We start from the raw sequence: 15,926 nt of genomic DNA on the forward strand, positions 1-15,926 counted from the left end.
GGGTCAGCGGCCGCCGACCGAGCGGTAGTAGGTCTTCTCCGCGCCGGCCAGGCTGAAGGTGGCCTTGCTCACCGGCTGTGGCACCACCACCAGCCCGGGGCGGTTGACCAGCCGGGGGGTGCCCGGCGGCACCGACAGCGAGCTGTACCGGCTGGACCGCCAGCTCAGCACCACCAACGGCTGGCCCGGCACGGGCAGCACGTACGCCTGCAGGGTGTTGGCCCGGTCGGCCGGCGAGACCACCGGGTCGCCGCCGTCGGCCGGCCGGTACACCACGGCGGTCATGGTGCCCGCGTCGGTCTCCCAGCTCAGCTGCTCCAGGTCGGCCGGGTCGCCGCCGCCCAGCGCCACCTCGCCCAGGGCGCGGACGCTCACCTTCGCCATCGGCCAGGACTCCGGCACCGAGCGGGGTGCGTCCCGGTCGCCGATCCGGCGGGGGACGCTGCCGAACGGGCCCTGCTCGTCGGCGAGCACGCAGGTGTCCAGGCCGTCCAGCGCCCGCCGGCCCGAGCCGGTCTCGTCCCGGACCAGGGGATACCGCGGGTCCGTGGTGGCCGTACCGAGGTCGAGCAGGCGGTCGGCGGCCCGACCACGCGGCAGCGACCGGGTGGCCCGCAGCGTCGCGGTCAGCGCCACGGCCCGGCAGGCCGGCACGTCCACCGGGTCGGTCAGCCCGTCCCGGCTGGAAAGCGCCCGGCCCTTGGGGCTGAGCAGTCGCTCCACCCGGCCGGAGAGCAGGTAGCGACGCCCGCTGCCGGTCTGCACGGGCAGCACGTCGGAGTAGGCGAGGTAGCCGGGCTCGGTGTACTCGCTGGCCCGGTCGACCACGTACCGGTCGCCGTCGCCGGTCAGTTGGAGCAGCCAGGAGGCACTCTCGCCGGGAACGTCGGCGGCCACCAGGGCCAGGGGGGCGCCGTCCACCTCACCGGACCACAGGATCCCGGACGAGGGCAGGTGCGCGCGGTCGTCGGCGGGCGTCCGCCAGGCCCGGACCGCCTCGGTGATCGCCGCCGTCGCGGCGCTGTCGCCGGCCAGCCGCCCCCGCGCGGGCCACACCCGCAGCGTCCCGTCCAGGCTGTCGTAGCCGACGGGAAGGGCGTCCGGCTTCCGGTCGGCCACCGGCCCGCAGGCCGTGCCGGCCAGCAGCAGGGTGAGCAGTGTGGTGGCCGTCATGCCGCGCCGGCGGGCTGAAGCCACCTGTACGCCCCCGATCGCGTCGCCCGGTCGTGTTCGCGCCCCACATGGTACGAGACGCCCGGACCGCGCGGACCGGCACCTCGCGCCGTCCCGTGAGCTGCGGCGGGACCGACCACATAGGACCGGCCGGCGATTTCAGGGCCTTCGTCGGCTCCGGTAGACTCCGCCGACTGTGACCCCTGCCGAGCCCCGTGGAGACTTCCCCCCGGTTCCCGACGCTCCCGTGGGGTCCGCCGCCCGGACAACGGCGGCGACCGCCGAGCCGCCGGCCGACGCGGGGCCCGTGGCCACCGAGCAGCCGGCCCCCGCCGCCGCTCCGGCCCCCGCCGCCGCTCCGGCCGACGCCGACGCTGTGCCCGAGGAGGCGGCCCGGGCCGCGGCGGAGCCGGGCGGGGCCCGCAAACGGCGCCTGCGGTGGACGACCCGGCGGCGGGACCTCGCCGTGTACGGCCTGTTCCTGCTCGCCGCGCTCTGGGTGACCAGCCGGATCTGGGTCGACCCGGCGGGCCGGGTCGCGTCGCTGTACAGCAGCGACCCGGCGCAGGTGCAGTTCTTCCTCGCACACAGCGTGCGGGTGGTGCTGCACGGGGAGTTCCCGTTCTACACCGACCAGTTCAACTTCCCCGACGGGGTCAACCTGATGGCCAACACGGCCATCCTGGCGCTCGGCATCCCGATGGTGCCGGTGACCCTGCTCTTCGGGCCGGCCGTGTCCTTCGTGGTGCTGGTCACCCTCGGCCTCGCCGGCACCGCCGCCGCCTGGTACCGGGTGCTCTCCCGGCATGTGGTGCGCACCCCGCTGGCCGCCGCCGTCGGCGGCTGGTTCTGCGGCTTCTCCCCGGCGATGCTCTCGCACGCCAGTTGGCACCCGAACATCATCAGCCAGTTCCTGCTGCCGTTCATCGTCTGGCGGGTGCTGGTGATCACCCGGTCGCGCCGGCCGGTACGGGACGGGGCGCTGCTGGCACTGCTCGTGGTCGTGCAGGCGTTCATCAACGAGGAGATCCTGCTCTTCACCGCGATGGCGTGCGGGGTGTTCCTGATCGCCGTCCTGGTGCAGCGGCCCGCGCTGTGGTCGGCGGCGTGGCGGCCGTTGGGCGTCGCGGTGGCGGTGTGCACCGTGCTGGCCGGGGCGCTGCTGGCGTACCCGCTCTACGTGCAGTTCGCCGGGCCGATGGCGTACCACGGGCTCAGCGACGCGGTCCGGGACTACGGCAACGACATCGCCGCCTTCTTCGCCCCGGGCTCGCCCACCCTCGGCGGCAACGAGCGGGCCAACGTCAACCTGGCCCCGAACTACTCCGAGGAGAACGCCTTCTTCGGCTGGAGCCTCGCCCTGCTGTCCGTCGGCATCGTGTTCTGGCTGCGCCGCGAGCCGTTGGTCCGGGCGCTCGCCGCGACCGGGGCGTTCTTCGCGGTGCTCTCGCTCGGCGAGCGGGTCTCCTGGTGGGACCGGGAGCTGTTCACCGGCCCGTGGGAGCTGCTGGTGCGGGTGCCGCTGCTGGACGCGGTGGTGCCGACCCGGTTCGGGATGATCACCACGGCGGTGATCGGCGTGCTGCTGGCGCTCGCCGTCGAGCGGATCTGGTCGCTGCGGCCGGCCGAGGCCCGTACCGTGCGCACCCTCGGCGTCGGCGCGCTGGCACTGGCGCTGCTGCCGATCATGCCGATGCCGCTGAAGGTCACCTCGCGCCCGCCGGTGCCGAAGTTCATCACCGCCGACCGGTGGCGCCAGTACGTCGGGGCGGACCAGACCCTGGTGCCGATCCCGGTGCCCAGCATGGGCAACACCCACGGGATGCGCTGGGCCGCGTCCACCAACCTCGACTTCAAGATCCCCGGCGGCTACTTCCTCGCCCCGCGCAACGGCAACACGGGCGACCCGGGACGCTTCGGCGGCCGGCCCAGCGGGGTCGGCCGGCTGCTGGAGGAGGTGGCCACCACCGGCCGGACGCCGGAACTGGACGACCGGCAGCGCCGCCGCTCCCTCGACGAGCTGCGGCACTGGCGGGCCGCCGTCCTGGTGCTCCCCGTGGGCCAGCACAACGCGGAGCCGCTGCGGCGTACCGTCGAGGAGCTGGTCGGCCCCGGGCGCCGTGAGCTGGACGTGTGGGTCTGGGACGTCCGGACGCTGACCGCCCCGACGGCCTGATGGCGGCCCCGGCCGCGCCCGCCGCCGCTGACCCGGAGGAGACGGGCGGGCGCGCGTCGGCCGGTCGCCGTCCCCGGCGGGTGCGGGGCTTCGACGTCGCGGTGGTCGCCGGCTACCTCGGCCTGGCGGTGCTGCTCACCGGCGGCCAGTGGGGGCGCCCCGATCGGCTGTTCCACCAGGACAACGACCAGATGCTGTTCGAGTGGATGCTGGCCCGGGCGGCCCGCGCCGTCACCGGGCTGGAGAACCCGCTGCACAGCGCGGCCCTGAACTCGCCGGACGGGGTCAACCTGATGGCCAACACCTCGGTGCTCGGGCTGGGCGTGCCGCTGACCCCGGTGACGCTGCTGCTCGGCACCCAGCCGGCGTTCCTGGTGGCGGTGGTCGTCTGCCTCGCCGGCACCGCCACCGCCTGGTACGTCCTGCTGGCCCGCCGGCTCGTCGGCTCCCGGGTCGCCGCCGCAGTCGGCGGCCTGGTCTGCGGCTTCGCCCCCGGCATGGTCGCCCAGGCCGGGGCGCACCCGCACATGGCCGCCCAGTTCCTGGTGCCGCCGATCCTGGGGCTGGTGTTCCGGCCGGAGCCCGGCCGGGTCGGCCGGCGCGGGGTGGCGCTCGGGCTGCTGGTGGCGTACCAGGTCTTCCTCGGCGAGGAGGTGCTGGTGTTCCTGGCGCTCGCCGCCGGCGTGCTGGCCGTCGCGTACGGTCTCGCCGACCGGGCGGCGGCCCGCCGGCTGGCGCCCGCGTTCCTTGGCCGGATCGGGGTGGGCGCGCTGGTGGCGGGGGCGCTGCTGGCGTACCCGCTGTGGTTCCAGTTCGCCGGGCCGGGCCACTACCGGGGGATGCCGTTCGACGCGCCGGGGTTCCGGCTCGACGCCGCCTCGTTCACCGCCTCGGCCCGGCAGACGGTGTTCGGCGACGACCACCTGCCCGGCCTGCTGGCCCCGAACCCGACCGAGGAGAACTCGTTCTTCGGGCCGGGCCTGCTGGTGCTCGCCGTGGTGATCGTGATCTGGCTGTGGCGTCGTCCGCTGGTCCGGGCGCTGGCGGTGGTCGGGGCCGGGGCCGCCCTGTTCTCCCTCGGCACGGTCGTCCGGGTGGACGGGGTGTCGACCGGGCTGCCCGGGCCGTACCGGCTCGTCGCCGGGGTGCCGCTGCTCGACCTGGTGGTGCCGGCCCGGTTCGCGCTGGTCTGCGTACCGGTGCTGGGGGTGCTGGTCGCCCTGTCCCTGGACCGGATCCGGTCGGCCGCCGCCGCCCCCGGTGACGGCCCGGCCGGCGGGCCGGCGGCGCCGGTGCGACTGCTCTGGGGCGGCGCGGTGGCCGCCGCGCTGCTCCCGCTCGCGCCCACCCCGATCCGCACCGTGCCGGCGTGGCCGGTGCCGGCCTTCGTGGCCGACGGCGGCTGGCGGGCGTACGTGCCGGCCGGCCGGACGCTGGTGCCCGTGCCGCCGGTGACCGGGGCCGGGGTCAGCCCGGCGACGTTCTGGTCGGCCCGGACCCGGCTGGCGTTCACCGCCCCGGGCGGCTACTTCATCGGCCCCCGCGCCGCCGACGACCCGACCGCCCGCTGGGGTGCCCCGGACCGACCGACGGCCCTGCTGCTGCGCTGGGTGGCCGAGACCGGCCAGGTGCCGGTGCTGACCGACGCGGACCGCCGGCAGGCGGCGGTGGACCTGCGGCACTGGCGGGCCGCCGTGCTGGTGCAGGGCGGCCTGGACCGGGGCGACCCGGTCCGCCGTACCGTCGACCAGCTCGTCGGCCCCGGCCGCGAGATCGACGGCGCCTGGGTGTGGGACGTGCGCGGCCTGGTGGGCTGACGCCCCGGGCGGGGCCGCCTCCCGGGGCGTGGGGGGAGGAAAAGGTGGCCCTTTCGCCACCTGTCAGCGCGACCCGGCACCTGGTTACCTGGCGGACGACGATGATCCACCAGAGAAAGCAGGACGCCATGGCTATCCTCCGCCGAGCCCTCGCCGTCTCCGCCGCGATCGCCGCCGCGGGCGCCGGGGTGCTGGTCAACGCGTCGCCGGCGCTGGCCAGCACCCCGGCCAGCTGCTCCAGCGTCCGCCAGATCGGCACCACCCGGGTGCTGACGGTGGGCGGCATGGAGGCTGCGTCGGTCAAGCAGTACTACGGGTGCGGCTACAACTACGCCTACATCTACGTGTGGGAGCAGTACCGCAACACCCACTCGAACTGGGACCTGTACGTCCACGTGATCGACCACACGGACAGCGGCTCGGACTACGGGGTGGGCGAGCTCAACAACACCACCCGGGCGGAGCTGTGGGGCAAGGCGGCCAACACCGCCGCGCACTGCACGCACGTGACCGGCTACCTCAACTCCACGGGCGGCTCGACCAGCAAGGTCTGCTGACGTCGTCCCCGGCCGGGGCGTGCCCGACCGCGCCCCGGCCCGCCCCCGCATCCTGATTTGACGAGAGGACCCCATGAGCGTCACCCACAAGCTGGCGAGCGTCGGCACAGTCGCCGCGCTGGCCGCCACCGCGGTCGCCGTCACCGGCGCCCCGGCCCAGGCCGCCGCCTACAACGGCGCCTGCGGCAGCGGCTACACCGTGATCGACAAGATGGACGCCGGCGGCGGCCGGGGAACCATCTTCCTGACGTACAACAGCGGCTGGAACTGCGTCGTCACCGTCACCAACACCCCGGGCACCAAGCAGTTCATGTCGGCGATGGTGCAGCGTTCCGGCACGAACTGGGTCCGGGACGAGGGCACCTACAGCCAGTACGCCGGCCCGGTCTACGCGTACGCACCGAACGACTGCGTCGACTGGGGCGGCATCGTCGGCGACAAGTACATCCGCATGATCGAGTGGGACGACCACTGCGGCTGAGCCCACGCGTCACCCGGCCGGCGGTCGGTCCCCACCCGCCGGCCGTCCGCTGGGCGGCTCAGCCGACCAGCGGGCGGACGTCCCACAGCCAGACGTCGTCGACCCGTTGCGCCGGGCCGAGCAGGGCGGTCATCAAATCGCGCAGGACCGCCTCGCGGGGGTGCGCGCCGAGGACGACCACCGACGCCTTCCAGTAGCGCAGGTCGTCGACCGCTTGGCGGCGGTCTTCGTCGGTCAGCGGCGGCAGCGTGCCGGAGTCCATCGTGGCGTAGACCAGGGTGCTGGTCGGCCGGTTCGGGGCGCCGAAGACGCCCTCGCCGTCGGCGTTCGGGCCGATGAAGTAGCCGCCGGGAATCGGGAACCCGTGCCCGGTCAGCGCGCTCCAACGCAGGGTGGGCAGGCCGTGCACGTTGCTGGGGATCGGCACCGGCACCAGGGTCCGGCCCGCCGGCACGTAGGGCCGCCAGCCGCCGGCCGTGATGAAGCGCGGCGGCGGGTCGATCTGCTGGGCCGGCAGCGGCCGGGGCACCAGCGGCAGCACGGCGAGCGCGACGGCGGCGTACCCGACAGGGCGGGTCCAGCGGCGCGCTCGGGCCGGCCCGGCGGTGGGGCCGGTCGGTGCCCCGGCGGCCCGCGCCGGGGCCTTCGGGCCGGTGGTGCCGGCGGGCGAACGGGGGGCCGGCACCACCGGCGCGGGGGCCTGCGCGGTGCGCGCCAGGGCGTCCCAGGCCAGGGCGAGCAGCACGCCGAGGGCGGCGGCCACCACCAGGGCCAGCCGGGTGGGCATCATCATCTCCACCAGCGGCAGGTCGTCCGAGATGTACGACCAGGGGCCGTCGATCGTGGTCTCCGCGCCGTCGAAGCGCACCACCGGGCCGATCGAGGCGACGGTGAAGACCACCACCAGCACGGCGACGATCCGGGCCGCCAGCGACCGGCGGACCAGCAGCACCAGGGCGGCCAGCGCCACCAGCACCAGCGGCCAGCCGAACCAGGTGTTCTGTTCGGTCAGGCCGATGGTCTTCTCCACCGCCTCGTCCCCGGCGACGGTGTCCCGGGCGAACGTCACGAAGGCCACCAGGTCCTCGCCCCAGTTGTGGAACACCCCGCCCTGCAGGCCCCGGTAGGACTGCGGGCCGTTGAACTGGAACCAGATCGGGTACGCCGTGAGCAGCAGCGTCAGCCCGCCGCCGAGGCCGAGCGCGGCCAGGAAACCGCCGACCCGCTGCCGCGCCGCCCGGGGGCGCTGCACCGCGTACGCGGCCACCACCACCAGGCAGCCCAGCGCGGTCAGCAGCAACATCTCCTCGTTGATGAAGATCTGGTACGCCACCAGCAGGCCGAGCACCACCCCGTCGCGCCGCCAGCTCCGCCCCGGCTCACCGAGCCGCAGCACCCGGGCCACGATCACCGGCAGCAGGTAGTTCGAGACGAAGTTCGGCTGCCCGTTGGCGTGGTGCACGATGCCGGGCGCGAAGCCGAGGAACGCGCCGCCGACGAACGCCGCCGCGCGCGAGCGCACCAGGTGCCGCGACAGCATCCAGTACGACGTGCCGGCCGTCGCCGCGAGCGCCCCGCCGAGGTAGAGGGCGTACGTCACCTGCGGCCCGAACAGCCACGTCACCGGGGCCAGCGGCAGGGTGGCACCGAGCAGCGACGTGTTCGCCATCATGTTCACCCCGTCCGGGGCGTTCTGCCGCATGGAGAACAGCGGGTTCTCCAGGTGGCGCAGCGAGTACGCGCCGTGCGAGAAGAGCCACTCGAACCAGCTGTGGTCGGTCGGCAGGTGCGACGACACCCGGTGCTGGACGTCCCCCCAGTAGTTCAGGCACACGAGAACGCCGAGCAGCACATAGGCTCCGATGGCCAGCGCGTCGGCTCGGGTCGGTCGCCGCCGGGGCCGACGCGGCGTGCCTGTGCCCGCCCCGTCGGGTCCGGTCGGAGCGGCCTGCGCCGCGACGGGTGCGGATTCGGAGTTCAGCGAGGGGTCTACCACCGGCACAGCCACGACGGGCCATCGTACAGAGGTCGCCGCGTGGCAGCGCCCGGCCGGTGCGCCCCGGTGCCGACCGTCGGCCGGCAGCCAGCTCGGGGAGGAACACCAGTGACCGTCATCGACCTTGGTGAGCTGCGCGGCGACGTCGAGCCGGACCCGCCGCCCCGCCCGCCCCGGGCGGTGGGCCGGCCGCTGCGGGCGGCCCTGGCCGGGGCCGTCGCCCTGCTCACCCTGGCCACGTCCGCGCCGGTCGCGCGAACCGCCTCGGCGGTCGTCCCCGGCGGGCTCGGCCGCGAGGTCCGCGTCGTCGGCGGCCGGCTGTACGTGGTGGACCCGGAGACGCCGGGCGCTGGCGGGACACGGGGGGTGACCGTCTACGCGACGCCGGCCGCCGCGGGTGGCGCCCTGCGACCGCTGTGGCGCACCTCGGTGCCCGGCGGGGAAAGGCAGTTCCAGGTGCAGGAGCACGGCGGGCTCGTGCTGATCACCGGGGGCGGGGGCCAGGACGGCCGGGTGGTCGAGACGGTCGCGCTGGACGCGGCGACCGGGCGGGAACGGTGGCGGCTTCCCGGCTTACCGGCTCCCACCGTCGGCGACGGGCTGCTCCTTGTCGGGGGCGGCGACGAGACGACGGACCCGCTGCGCGTGGTCGACCTGTCGTCGGGGCAGCCCCGGTGGTCGGCGCCGGTGGACCGGGGCAGGACGGCCTACCACTACCGGGGCGCGGAGATCGACGAGATCGTGCTGATTCCCGAGTCCGGGCGGATCGAGGTGCGGGACGCCGGTTCCGGGGCGGTCCTCCGCGCTGGCGATCCACGTCCGGGCGGGTCACCGGAAGACCAGAGCGCCGGTTTTGCCGGGGACCTGCTGCTGATGACGGCCCACGACAGGGTCAGTAACGGCAGCCGGGTCACCGCGTACGGGCTGGACGCGCTGGACCGGCGCTGGGAACTCGACCTGTCCCCGGCCGCGTACCTCACGGAGTGCGGCGACCTGCTCTGCGTCGGAAGTCCGGAAGCCGGGCTGTCGGCGCTCGACCCGGCGACGCGCCGGCCCAGGTGGGTCAACCCGCGCTGGCAGTGGCTCGTCGCGGTCCGGGGCGACCGGCTTCTCGTGGCCGCCGACGACCGCCTGGCGGCCGTGGAGTTCGCCGTGCTGGACGCCGCCACCGGACGGACGATCGCCGAGCTGGGGCGTTGGGAGCGCGTGCCCAACCAGGAACCGGACGGGCCGCTGTTCGGCACCCGGCGCACCCGGGAGGGCGGGCTGCTCGTCGCCGAGCTGGACCCGGCGCGGGCGGGGGCCCGGTGGCTCGACGTGCTGCCCGGCTCGGTGGAGAGTTGCTACTCCAGCGGCCGGGACCTGCTCTGCCGCCACCTGAGCGGGACGTTCGGCTGGTGGCGGCTGCCCCGGTGACGCCCTCGGAGCGGAGTCACCAGTTGGGCTGGGCGGGCGGCGGGGGCAGCGGCACGTCGGGCGGCCGGATGACGTAGACGATCCCGCCGCTGCCGCCCAGCCAGGCGGCCTCGAACCGGTCCCGGCCCACCGTGCGGCGCACGCCGACGTCGTCCGGGGCGTACGGGTCGTTGAGCACCGGGTCGCCGTCGGCGGTGAACCCGACCAGCACCACCAGGTGCCCCCTGGTGTCGTAGTCCAGCCCCGGCACCTCGCCCCGGCGGAACGCGGCGGAGAGCACCAGCGGCACCCCGGCCGCCACGAACGCCCCGGCCTCGGCCAGCGACCGCAGCCGGGTGACGAACGCGTCCACCCCGTGTTCGCCGGCGTACGCCGTGTTGAACGACCAGTTACCCGCCCCGTCGAAGGCCGGGTCGTAGCAGTGCCGGGCGGCGTGCACCACCACCGGCCGGGGGCCGGGCGGCGTGATCCAGGCGTACCGGTCGGGGGCCGGACCGGCGCCCCAGTGGTCCAGCACCATCGAGACGCTGGTCGGGCTGCACCAGGAGTCCCCGCCGCCACCCCAGCGCCCCTCCTGCCCGCCGAGCAGCCGCTGCGAGTACCGGGGCACGTCCAGCGTCCGGCCCCAGCCGGCCCGGTCGCCCTCGGTGGCCCGGTGCGTGCCGATCGGGGTGGCCGGCTGGGCGCCGGAGGCGACCGCGCCGAGCGCGCGCAGCACCGGGGTGGCGGTGCCGCCGGCCGGCCGCAGCAGCGTCACCCGGGCCTGCCAGCCGGTGACCGTCGCGCCGGTGACGACCAGGGTGTCCGTGTCCACCCGGGCGTCGGCGTCCTGCTGGCCGGGCACGGAGGTGCGGCCGAAGGGCTCGTCGTCGGCGGCCCAGCGGGCCAGCTGGTACCAGCCGGTGGCCGGGGCGTCGGCGTGCCAGCCGCGCAGCTCGACGAGGATGCCGCAGCCGTCGGGGGTGTCGGCGGCCCAGGAGGGGACCACCTCGGCGACGGCGAACCCGGTGGACACCGGCGGCGAGGTCCAGCTCGCCGTGTCGTACCGGCGGGTGGGGTCGTCGGGGTGGGCGAGCCGGCCGGTCGGGGCGGCGAGGACCGCGCCGGCGGCGTCCGCGCGGACCCCGTCGCCGGCCCCGGCGGCCAGGTCGGCCGGGAGCCGGAAGCGCCGGTGGACGACGTCCCGCCGGGTGGTTAGGTCCGGTCCGGTCATCGCCGCTCCCTCCGCCGCAGATCAGCGCCGGGAAGCATCCCGTACCTGAAGGTTTTTTGCAACGCCCGCGGCGGGATTGCCGGCGGCGCGGGCGGCGCGACGCCGGTTTGGTGGCCGGCACTAGGTTTGTCGGCAGGTCAGCCGGGAGGTCGGGTATGCGGGTACTGGTGGTCGAGGACGAGCGCAACCTCGCCGACGCGATCGCGCGTGGGCTGCGTAAGCGCGGCATGGCGGTCGACGTCGCCTACGACGGGAACTCGGGCCACGAGATGGCCTTCGTCACCCGGTACGACGTGGTGGTGCTGGACCGGGACCTGCCCGGCATGCACGGCGACCAGATCTGCGCCGAGCTGGCCGCCTCCGGCACCCTGACCCGGGTGCTCATGCTCACCGCCAGCGGCACGGTCGCCGACCGGGTCGAGGGGTTGCAGCTCGGCGCGGACGACTACCTGCCCAAGCCGTTCGCCTTCGACGAGCTGGTGGCCCGGGTGCAGGCGCTCGGCCGGCGGGCCACCCCGGCGGCCCCGCCGGTGCTCGCCGTCGCCGACCTGGTGCTCGACCCGGCCCGCCGGCTGGTGACCCGGGGCGGCGTGCCGGTCGACCTGACGAACAAGGAGTTCGGGGTGCTGGCCGAGCTGCTCAAGGCGCGCGGGGCGGTGGTATCCAGCGAGGAACTGCTGGAACGGGTCTGGGACGCCAACACCGACCCGTTCACCACCATCGTCCGGGTCACCGTGATGACCCTGCGCAAGAAGCTGGGCGACCCGCCGCTGATCGAGACGGTCGTCGGCGCCGGCTACCGCACCGCCGAGGGATCGGCGTGAGCGCCCCGCCCCGCCCCGCCGCCCGCCGTCGCACCCTGCCCTGGCCGGCGCTGCGCCGCCCGGCCGTCCGGCTGCGACCCACCCTGCGGCTGCGGCTCACCCTGCTCAACGGGGTGCTGCTGGTGGGCGCCGGGGCGATCCTGGTGCTGCTGGCCTGGCTGCTGGTCCGCGACGCGCTGCGCCCCACCGACGAGCTGGTCCCCGGCACCACCGTGCTGCTGGCCGACGGTCGGCTGCTCGACGCCGGGCAGTGGCAGCAGCAGCTCGTCGACGCGGCGTCGAACGAGCTGCTGGCCAAGGGCCTGGTGGCGCTGCTGGCGATCAGCGTGGTCGGGGTGGCCGGCGCGTACGCGGTGGCGGGGCGGGCGCTGCGCCCGCTGCACCAGGTCACCGCGACCGCCCAGCGGCTCGGCGAGGCCACCCTCGACCAGCGGATCGGCTGGTCCGGGGCGGACGACGAGGTGGCCGAGCTGGCCAAGACGTTCGACGCCATGCTGGACCGGATCGCCGCCGCGTTCGAGGCGCAGAGGCGCTTCGTGGCCAACGCCTCGCACGAACTGCGCACCCCGCTGGCGGTGATGCGGACCGAGATCGACGTGACGCTCAGCGACGACGAGGCGGACGCCGCCGAGTACCGCCGGATGGCCACCGTGGTCCGGGACGCCTCCGAGCGGGCCAACGGGCTGGTCGACGCGCTGCTGGTGCTCGCCCGCAGCGAGGCCCAGGCCGGCCGGCGGCTGGGCCGACGCACCGAGTGGGACCTGGCCACCGGCACCGTCAACGCGCTCTCGGCCATGCGCCGGGAGATGGAGCGGATCGGGCTGCGGGTGCAGACGTCCCTGGAGCCGGCCCCGGTCGTCGGCGACCCCGGGCTGCTGGACCGGCTGGCCGGCAACCTGATCGAGAACGCGGTCCGCTACAACCACCTGCACGGCCTGATCCGGGTGCGCACCGGCACGGACGGCCGCTCGTCCTGGCTGGTCGTCGCCAACACCGGGTTCGAGGTCAGCCAGGCCGACGTGCCGGGGCTGTTCGAGCCGTTCCGCCGGGGCGGGCAGGAACGCACCGGGGCCCGGGGTTCCGGGCTGGGCCTGTCCATCGTCCGGGCGGTCTGCGACGCGCACGGCGGGACCGTGCGGGTCGTCGCCCAGCCGGGCGGCGGCCTTGAGGTCACGGTGACCCTGCCCGCCGCCGACGCCACGCCGGTGCTGACCGGCCCGGCCCACGGCGGTGGGCGGCTCACGACCGACCGGTGACGGCCCCGTCCCGCAGGTGCGGGCGGCACGTCGGCGGGCGGCCGGGGTCGCACCACGCCCCGCCGGCCCGGCGGCACGTCGGCGGGCGGCCAGGGCCGCACCACGCCCCGCCGGCCCGGCGGCACGTCGCTCGGGCCCACCCGGCGCTCAGCTTTTCGTGTGCCCGGCCCGGCTGACCAGGCACGGCGGGTGCCGGGTGGGCGGGCCGGGCGGGGTCAGGTGGCCGGGCCGCGCCGGGCAGTCGGCCGGCGGGGCCGCGCGGTCGGGCAGAGCCGCCGGGCGGTCGGGCACAATGCGCCACCCGTGCTGGACGACCGCCGGCCGATAGGCCAAGGTGTGGTGGCGCCATGTCCCACGCGGTGCGCCCAGGACCGGCCGCGCCTCAGGCCGTCCGGCGCCCGCGGCCACCCCCCGTCCGACGCGCTTCGGGAGTTGCCCGTGACCCACCCCTCGGCCCTGGCCCGCCGAACCCTGGCGACGCTCGCCGCCGCCGCGCTGACCGTCGCCGGCCTCGCCGTCGCCGACCCGGCGAACGCCGCGCCCGGCCACCCCACCGTGGTCTCCACCGTCCCGTCGGCCGCGTCGCCGAACATCCAGGACGGCACGGTGTTCGCCATCCACGACGCCGGTACGAAGATCATTGCGGCGGGATCGTTCAGCAAGGTGCGCAACCGCAACTCCGACGTGGACATCACCCGTGACTACGTGCTCGCCTTCGACAAGGCCACCGGAGCGGTCGACACCGCGTTCGCGCCGACCGTCGACAACGAGGTGAACGCGGTGACGGCCGGCCCGACCGCAGGCACCGTCTACCTGGCCGGCAAGTTCAACACGGTCAACGGCGTCACCCGGCGCAAGGTGGCCCTGGTCGACGTCGCCACCGGGGCCACGGTCACCAGCTTCGCCGGGCCGGCGTTCAACGGCCTGATCGACGACGTCGCCCTGGCCGGCAACCGGCTGCTCGTCGGCGGCATCTTCACCACCGCCGGGAACGCCAACCCGCGCGGCGGGCTCGCCTCGCTCAACGCCACCACCGGCGCACTGGACGGCTACCTCACCACCACCCTCACCGAGAACCACAACTACGACGGGGTGAGCGGGGCCAAGGCCGGCGTCGGCGCGGAGAAGCTCGCGCTCTCCCCGGACGGCACCCAGCTCGTGGTGATCGGCAACTTCAAGAAGGCCGACGGGGTGCTGCACGACCAGATCGTGAAGCTGGACCTCGGCGCCACCGCCGCCACCGTCGCCGACTGGAACACCAGCCGGTACACCCCGCGCTGCTCGTACTGGGCGTTCGACTCGTACATGCGGGACGTGGCCTTCGCCCCCGACGGCAGCTACTTCGTGGTGGTCACCACCGGCGGGGCGCACGCCGGATCGCTGTGCGACAGCGCCGCCCGCTGGGAGGCCGCCGCGACCGGCGACGCCCAGCAGCCCACCTGGGCCAACTACTCCGGCGGCGACACCTTCCTCTCCGTCGGAATCAGCGAGCAGGCCGTCTACGTCGGCGGGCACCTGCGCTGGCTGAACAACAGCCTCGGCGGCGACTCCGCGCAGGCCGGCGCCATCGGCCGGGCCAGCATCGCCGCCCTCGACCCGGGCAACGGGCTGCCGCTGTCCTGGAACCCCGGCCGGCACCCGCGCGGCTACGGCGTGGCCGAACTGCTGGTCACCCCGCAGGGCATCTGGCTCGGCTCCGACCAGTCCTGGATCGGCAACTTCACCTACCGCCGGGAGCGGATCGCGTTCTTCCCGCTGACCGGCGGCAACGCCCCGCACCCGACCACCACCGCCGGCCTGCCCGGCAGCGTGTACCAGGCCGGGGTTCCGGTGCCCACCCACGTGCTGCACCGGGTGAACGCCGGCGGCCCCGCCGTCGCGTCCACCACCGGCGGTCCGGACTGGAGCGCCGACGACTCCGGCAACCCGAGCGCCTACCACAACGCCGGCAGCAGCACCGCGGGCTACGCCGCCGTCGGCAGCCTGGACGCCACCGTCCCGGCCGGCACCCCGGCCGGGCTGTTCGACACCGAGCGGTACGACGCCGCGGCCGCCCCGGAGATGCAGTGGGACCTTCCGGTGCCGGCCGGCACCGAGGTGGAGGTCCGTCTCTACCTCGCCAACCGGTACGCCGGCACCTCGACCCCCGGCAAGCGGGTCTTCGACGTGACCCTCGACGGCACCCTCGTCCTGGACAACCTCGACCTGGCGGTCACGCCCGGGCACAACGTCGGCACCATGCGGTCGTTCACGATCGTCAGCGACGGCAGCGTCGACATCGACTTCGGGCACGTGGTGGAGAACCCGCTCGTCAACGCCATCGAGATCGTCAAGACCGGCCCGCCGCCCACCGGCACGGGCAACGAGGTGCAGTCCCGCGCGTACGACGGGGCGGCCACGGTCGGTGCCGCGACCCCGGTGGCCAACCCGGACAACACCGCGTGGTCCACGGCCAGGGGCGCGTTCTGGGTGGGCGGCACTCTGTTCTACGCGACGAACGGCGCGCTCCAGCGGCGCACCTTCGACGGGACCACCTTCGGCACGCCCAGCCTCGTCGACCCGTACCACGACGCGTACTGGGACACGGTGGAGACCGACTCCGGGCCGGAGGGTCAGACCTACGTCGGGGTGAACAGCAACTTCTACCCCGAGATCGCGAACGTCACCGGCATGTTCTACACCGCCGGCCGGCTCTACTACACCCTCGCCGGCCAGGGTGGACTGTACTGGCGCTGGTTCACCCCGGACAGCGGCGCGGTCGGCGCCGACAAGTTCACCGTCGCGGGGGTGACCGGATTCGCCGACACCGGCTCGGTCCTCCTGGCCGGCGGCACCCTGTACCAGGTCAGCCGCTCGACCGGCGCGCTCGCCTCGACCGCGTGGGCCGGCGGCGTGCCCACCGGCGCGTTCACCACCGTCAGCGGCCCCGCCGTGGACGGGGTCGACTGGCGCGCCAAGGCCGTCTTCGTCGGCCCGTAGACCCCCGTCGCACCACGGGGGCGTCCCGGCCCGGTCCC

At 75.2% G+C, this 15,926-nt stretch carries 11 protein-coding genes; 8 read left to right on the top strand and 3 right to left on the bottom strand.

The window, feature by feature from the left end; genetic code table 11:
• Positions 1 to 3 precede the first annotated feature (3 nt).
• Positions 4 to 1,197, bottom strand: a complete 1,194-nt coding sequence (locus ACQPZO_RS08410) for a hypothetical protein (protein WP_433348529.1) — start codon at positions 1,195 to 1,197, stop codon at positions 4 to 6.
• 352 nt (positions 1,198 to 1,549) lie between these two features.
• On the opposite strand from ACQPZO_RS08410, the gene ACQPZO_RS08415 reads away from it, so the two are divergent.
• The 4 genes from ACQPZO_RS08415 (at position 1,550) to ACQPZO_RS08430 (ending at position 6,204) form a co-directional block, all read left to right on the top strand.
• A complete protein-coding gene (locus ACQPZO_RS08415; protein WP_433350881.1) occupies positions 1,550 to 3,349 on the top strand; it encodes a hypothetical protein in 1,800 nt (599 codons plus the stop codon).
• Positions 3,307 to 5,166 carry a hypothetical protein gene (locus ACQPZO_RS08420; protein WP_433348531.1) on the top strand — a complete coding sequence of 620 codons (1,860 nt, stop codon included), beginning with the start codon at positions 3,307 to 3,309 and terminating at the stop codon, positions 5,164 to 5,166. The genes ACQPZO_RS08415 and ACQPZO_RS08420 overlap by 43 nt, the downstream gene beginning before the upstream one ends.
• A gap of 128 nt (positions 5,167 to 5,294) precedes the next feature.
• Positions 5,295 to 5,723, top strand: coding sequence for a hypothetical protein (locus ACQPZO_RS08425; protein WP_433348533.1), 429 nt, complete (start codon positions 5,295 to 5,297; stop codon positions 5,721 to 5,723).
• A 73-nt stretch (positions 5,724 to 5,796) separates the two neighbouring features.
• Positions 5,797 to 6,204, top strand: coding sequence for a hypothetical protein (locus ACQPZO_RS08430; RefSeq protein ID WP_433348535.1), 408 nt, complete (start codon positions 5,797 to 5,799; stop codon positions 6,202 to 6,204).
• Positions 6,205 to 6,262: 58 nt separating this feature from the next.
• Here ACQPZO_RS08430 and ACQPZO_RS08435 read toward each other — a convergent pair whose 3' ends face one another.
• On the bottom strand, positions 6,263 to 8,212 hold the full coding sequence (locus ACQPZO_RS08435) for a hypothetical protein (RefSeq protein ID WP_433348537.1): 1,950 nt from the start codon (positions 8,210 to 8,212) through the stop codon (positions 6,263 to 6,265).
• A gap of 96 nt (positions 8,213 to 8,308) precedes the next feature.
• Here ACQPZO_RS08435 and ACQPZO_RS08440 point away from each other — a divergent pair, with 96 nt between their 5' ends.
• Entirely contained in the window at positions 8,309 to 9,616 is a 1,308-nt protein-coding gene (locus ACQPZO_RS08440; protein ID WP_433348539.1) for a PQQ-binding-like beta-propeller repeat protein, read from the top strand.
• A gap of 16 nt (positions 9,617 to 9,632) precedes the next feature.
• Here ACQPZO_RS08440 and ACQPZO_RS08445 read toward each other — a convergent pair whose 3' ends face one another.
• Positions 9,633 to 10,829, bottom strand: a complete 1,197-nt coding sequence (locus ACQPZO_RS08445; protein ID WP_433348541.1) for a C39 family peptidase — start codon at positions 10,827 to 10,829, stop codon at positions 9,633 to 9,635.
• 155 nt (positions 10,830 to 10,984) lie between these two features.
• On the opposite strand from ACQPZO_RS08445, the gene ACQPZO_RS08450 reads away from it, so the two are divergent.
• The 3 genes from ACQPZO_RS08450 (at position 10,985) to ACQPZO_RS08460 (ending at position 15,888) form a co-directional block, all read left to right on the top strand.
• A complete protein-coding gene (locus ACQPZO_RS08450) occupies positions 10,985 to 11,653 on the top strand; it encodes a response regulator transcription factor (protein WP_433348543.1) in 669 nt (222 codons plus the stop codon).
• Between the two features lie 71 nt (positions 11,654 to 11,724).
• Entirely contained in the window at positions 11,725 to 12,909 is a 1,185-nt protein-coding gene (locus ACQPZO_RS08455) for a sensor histidine kinase (RefSeq protein ID WP_433350883.1), read from the top strand.
• A 438-nt stretch (positions 12,910 to 13,347) separates the two neighbouring features.
• A complete protein-coding gene (locus ACQPZO_RS08460) occupies positions 13,348 to 15,888 on the top strand; it encodes a malectin domain-containing carbohydrate-binding protein (protein WP_433348545.1) in 2,541 nt (846 codons plus the stop codon).
• Positions 15,889 to 15,926 lie beyond the last annotated feature (38 nt).

Origin of the sequence: Micromonospora sp. CA-111912, from assembly GCF_050948415.1 — a bacterium.
Lineage (GTDB): Bacteria > Actinomycetota > Actinomycetes > Mycobacteriales > Micromonosporaceae > Micromonospora.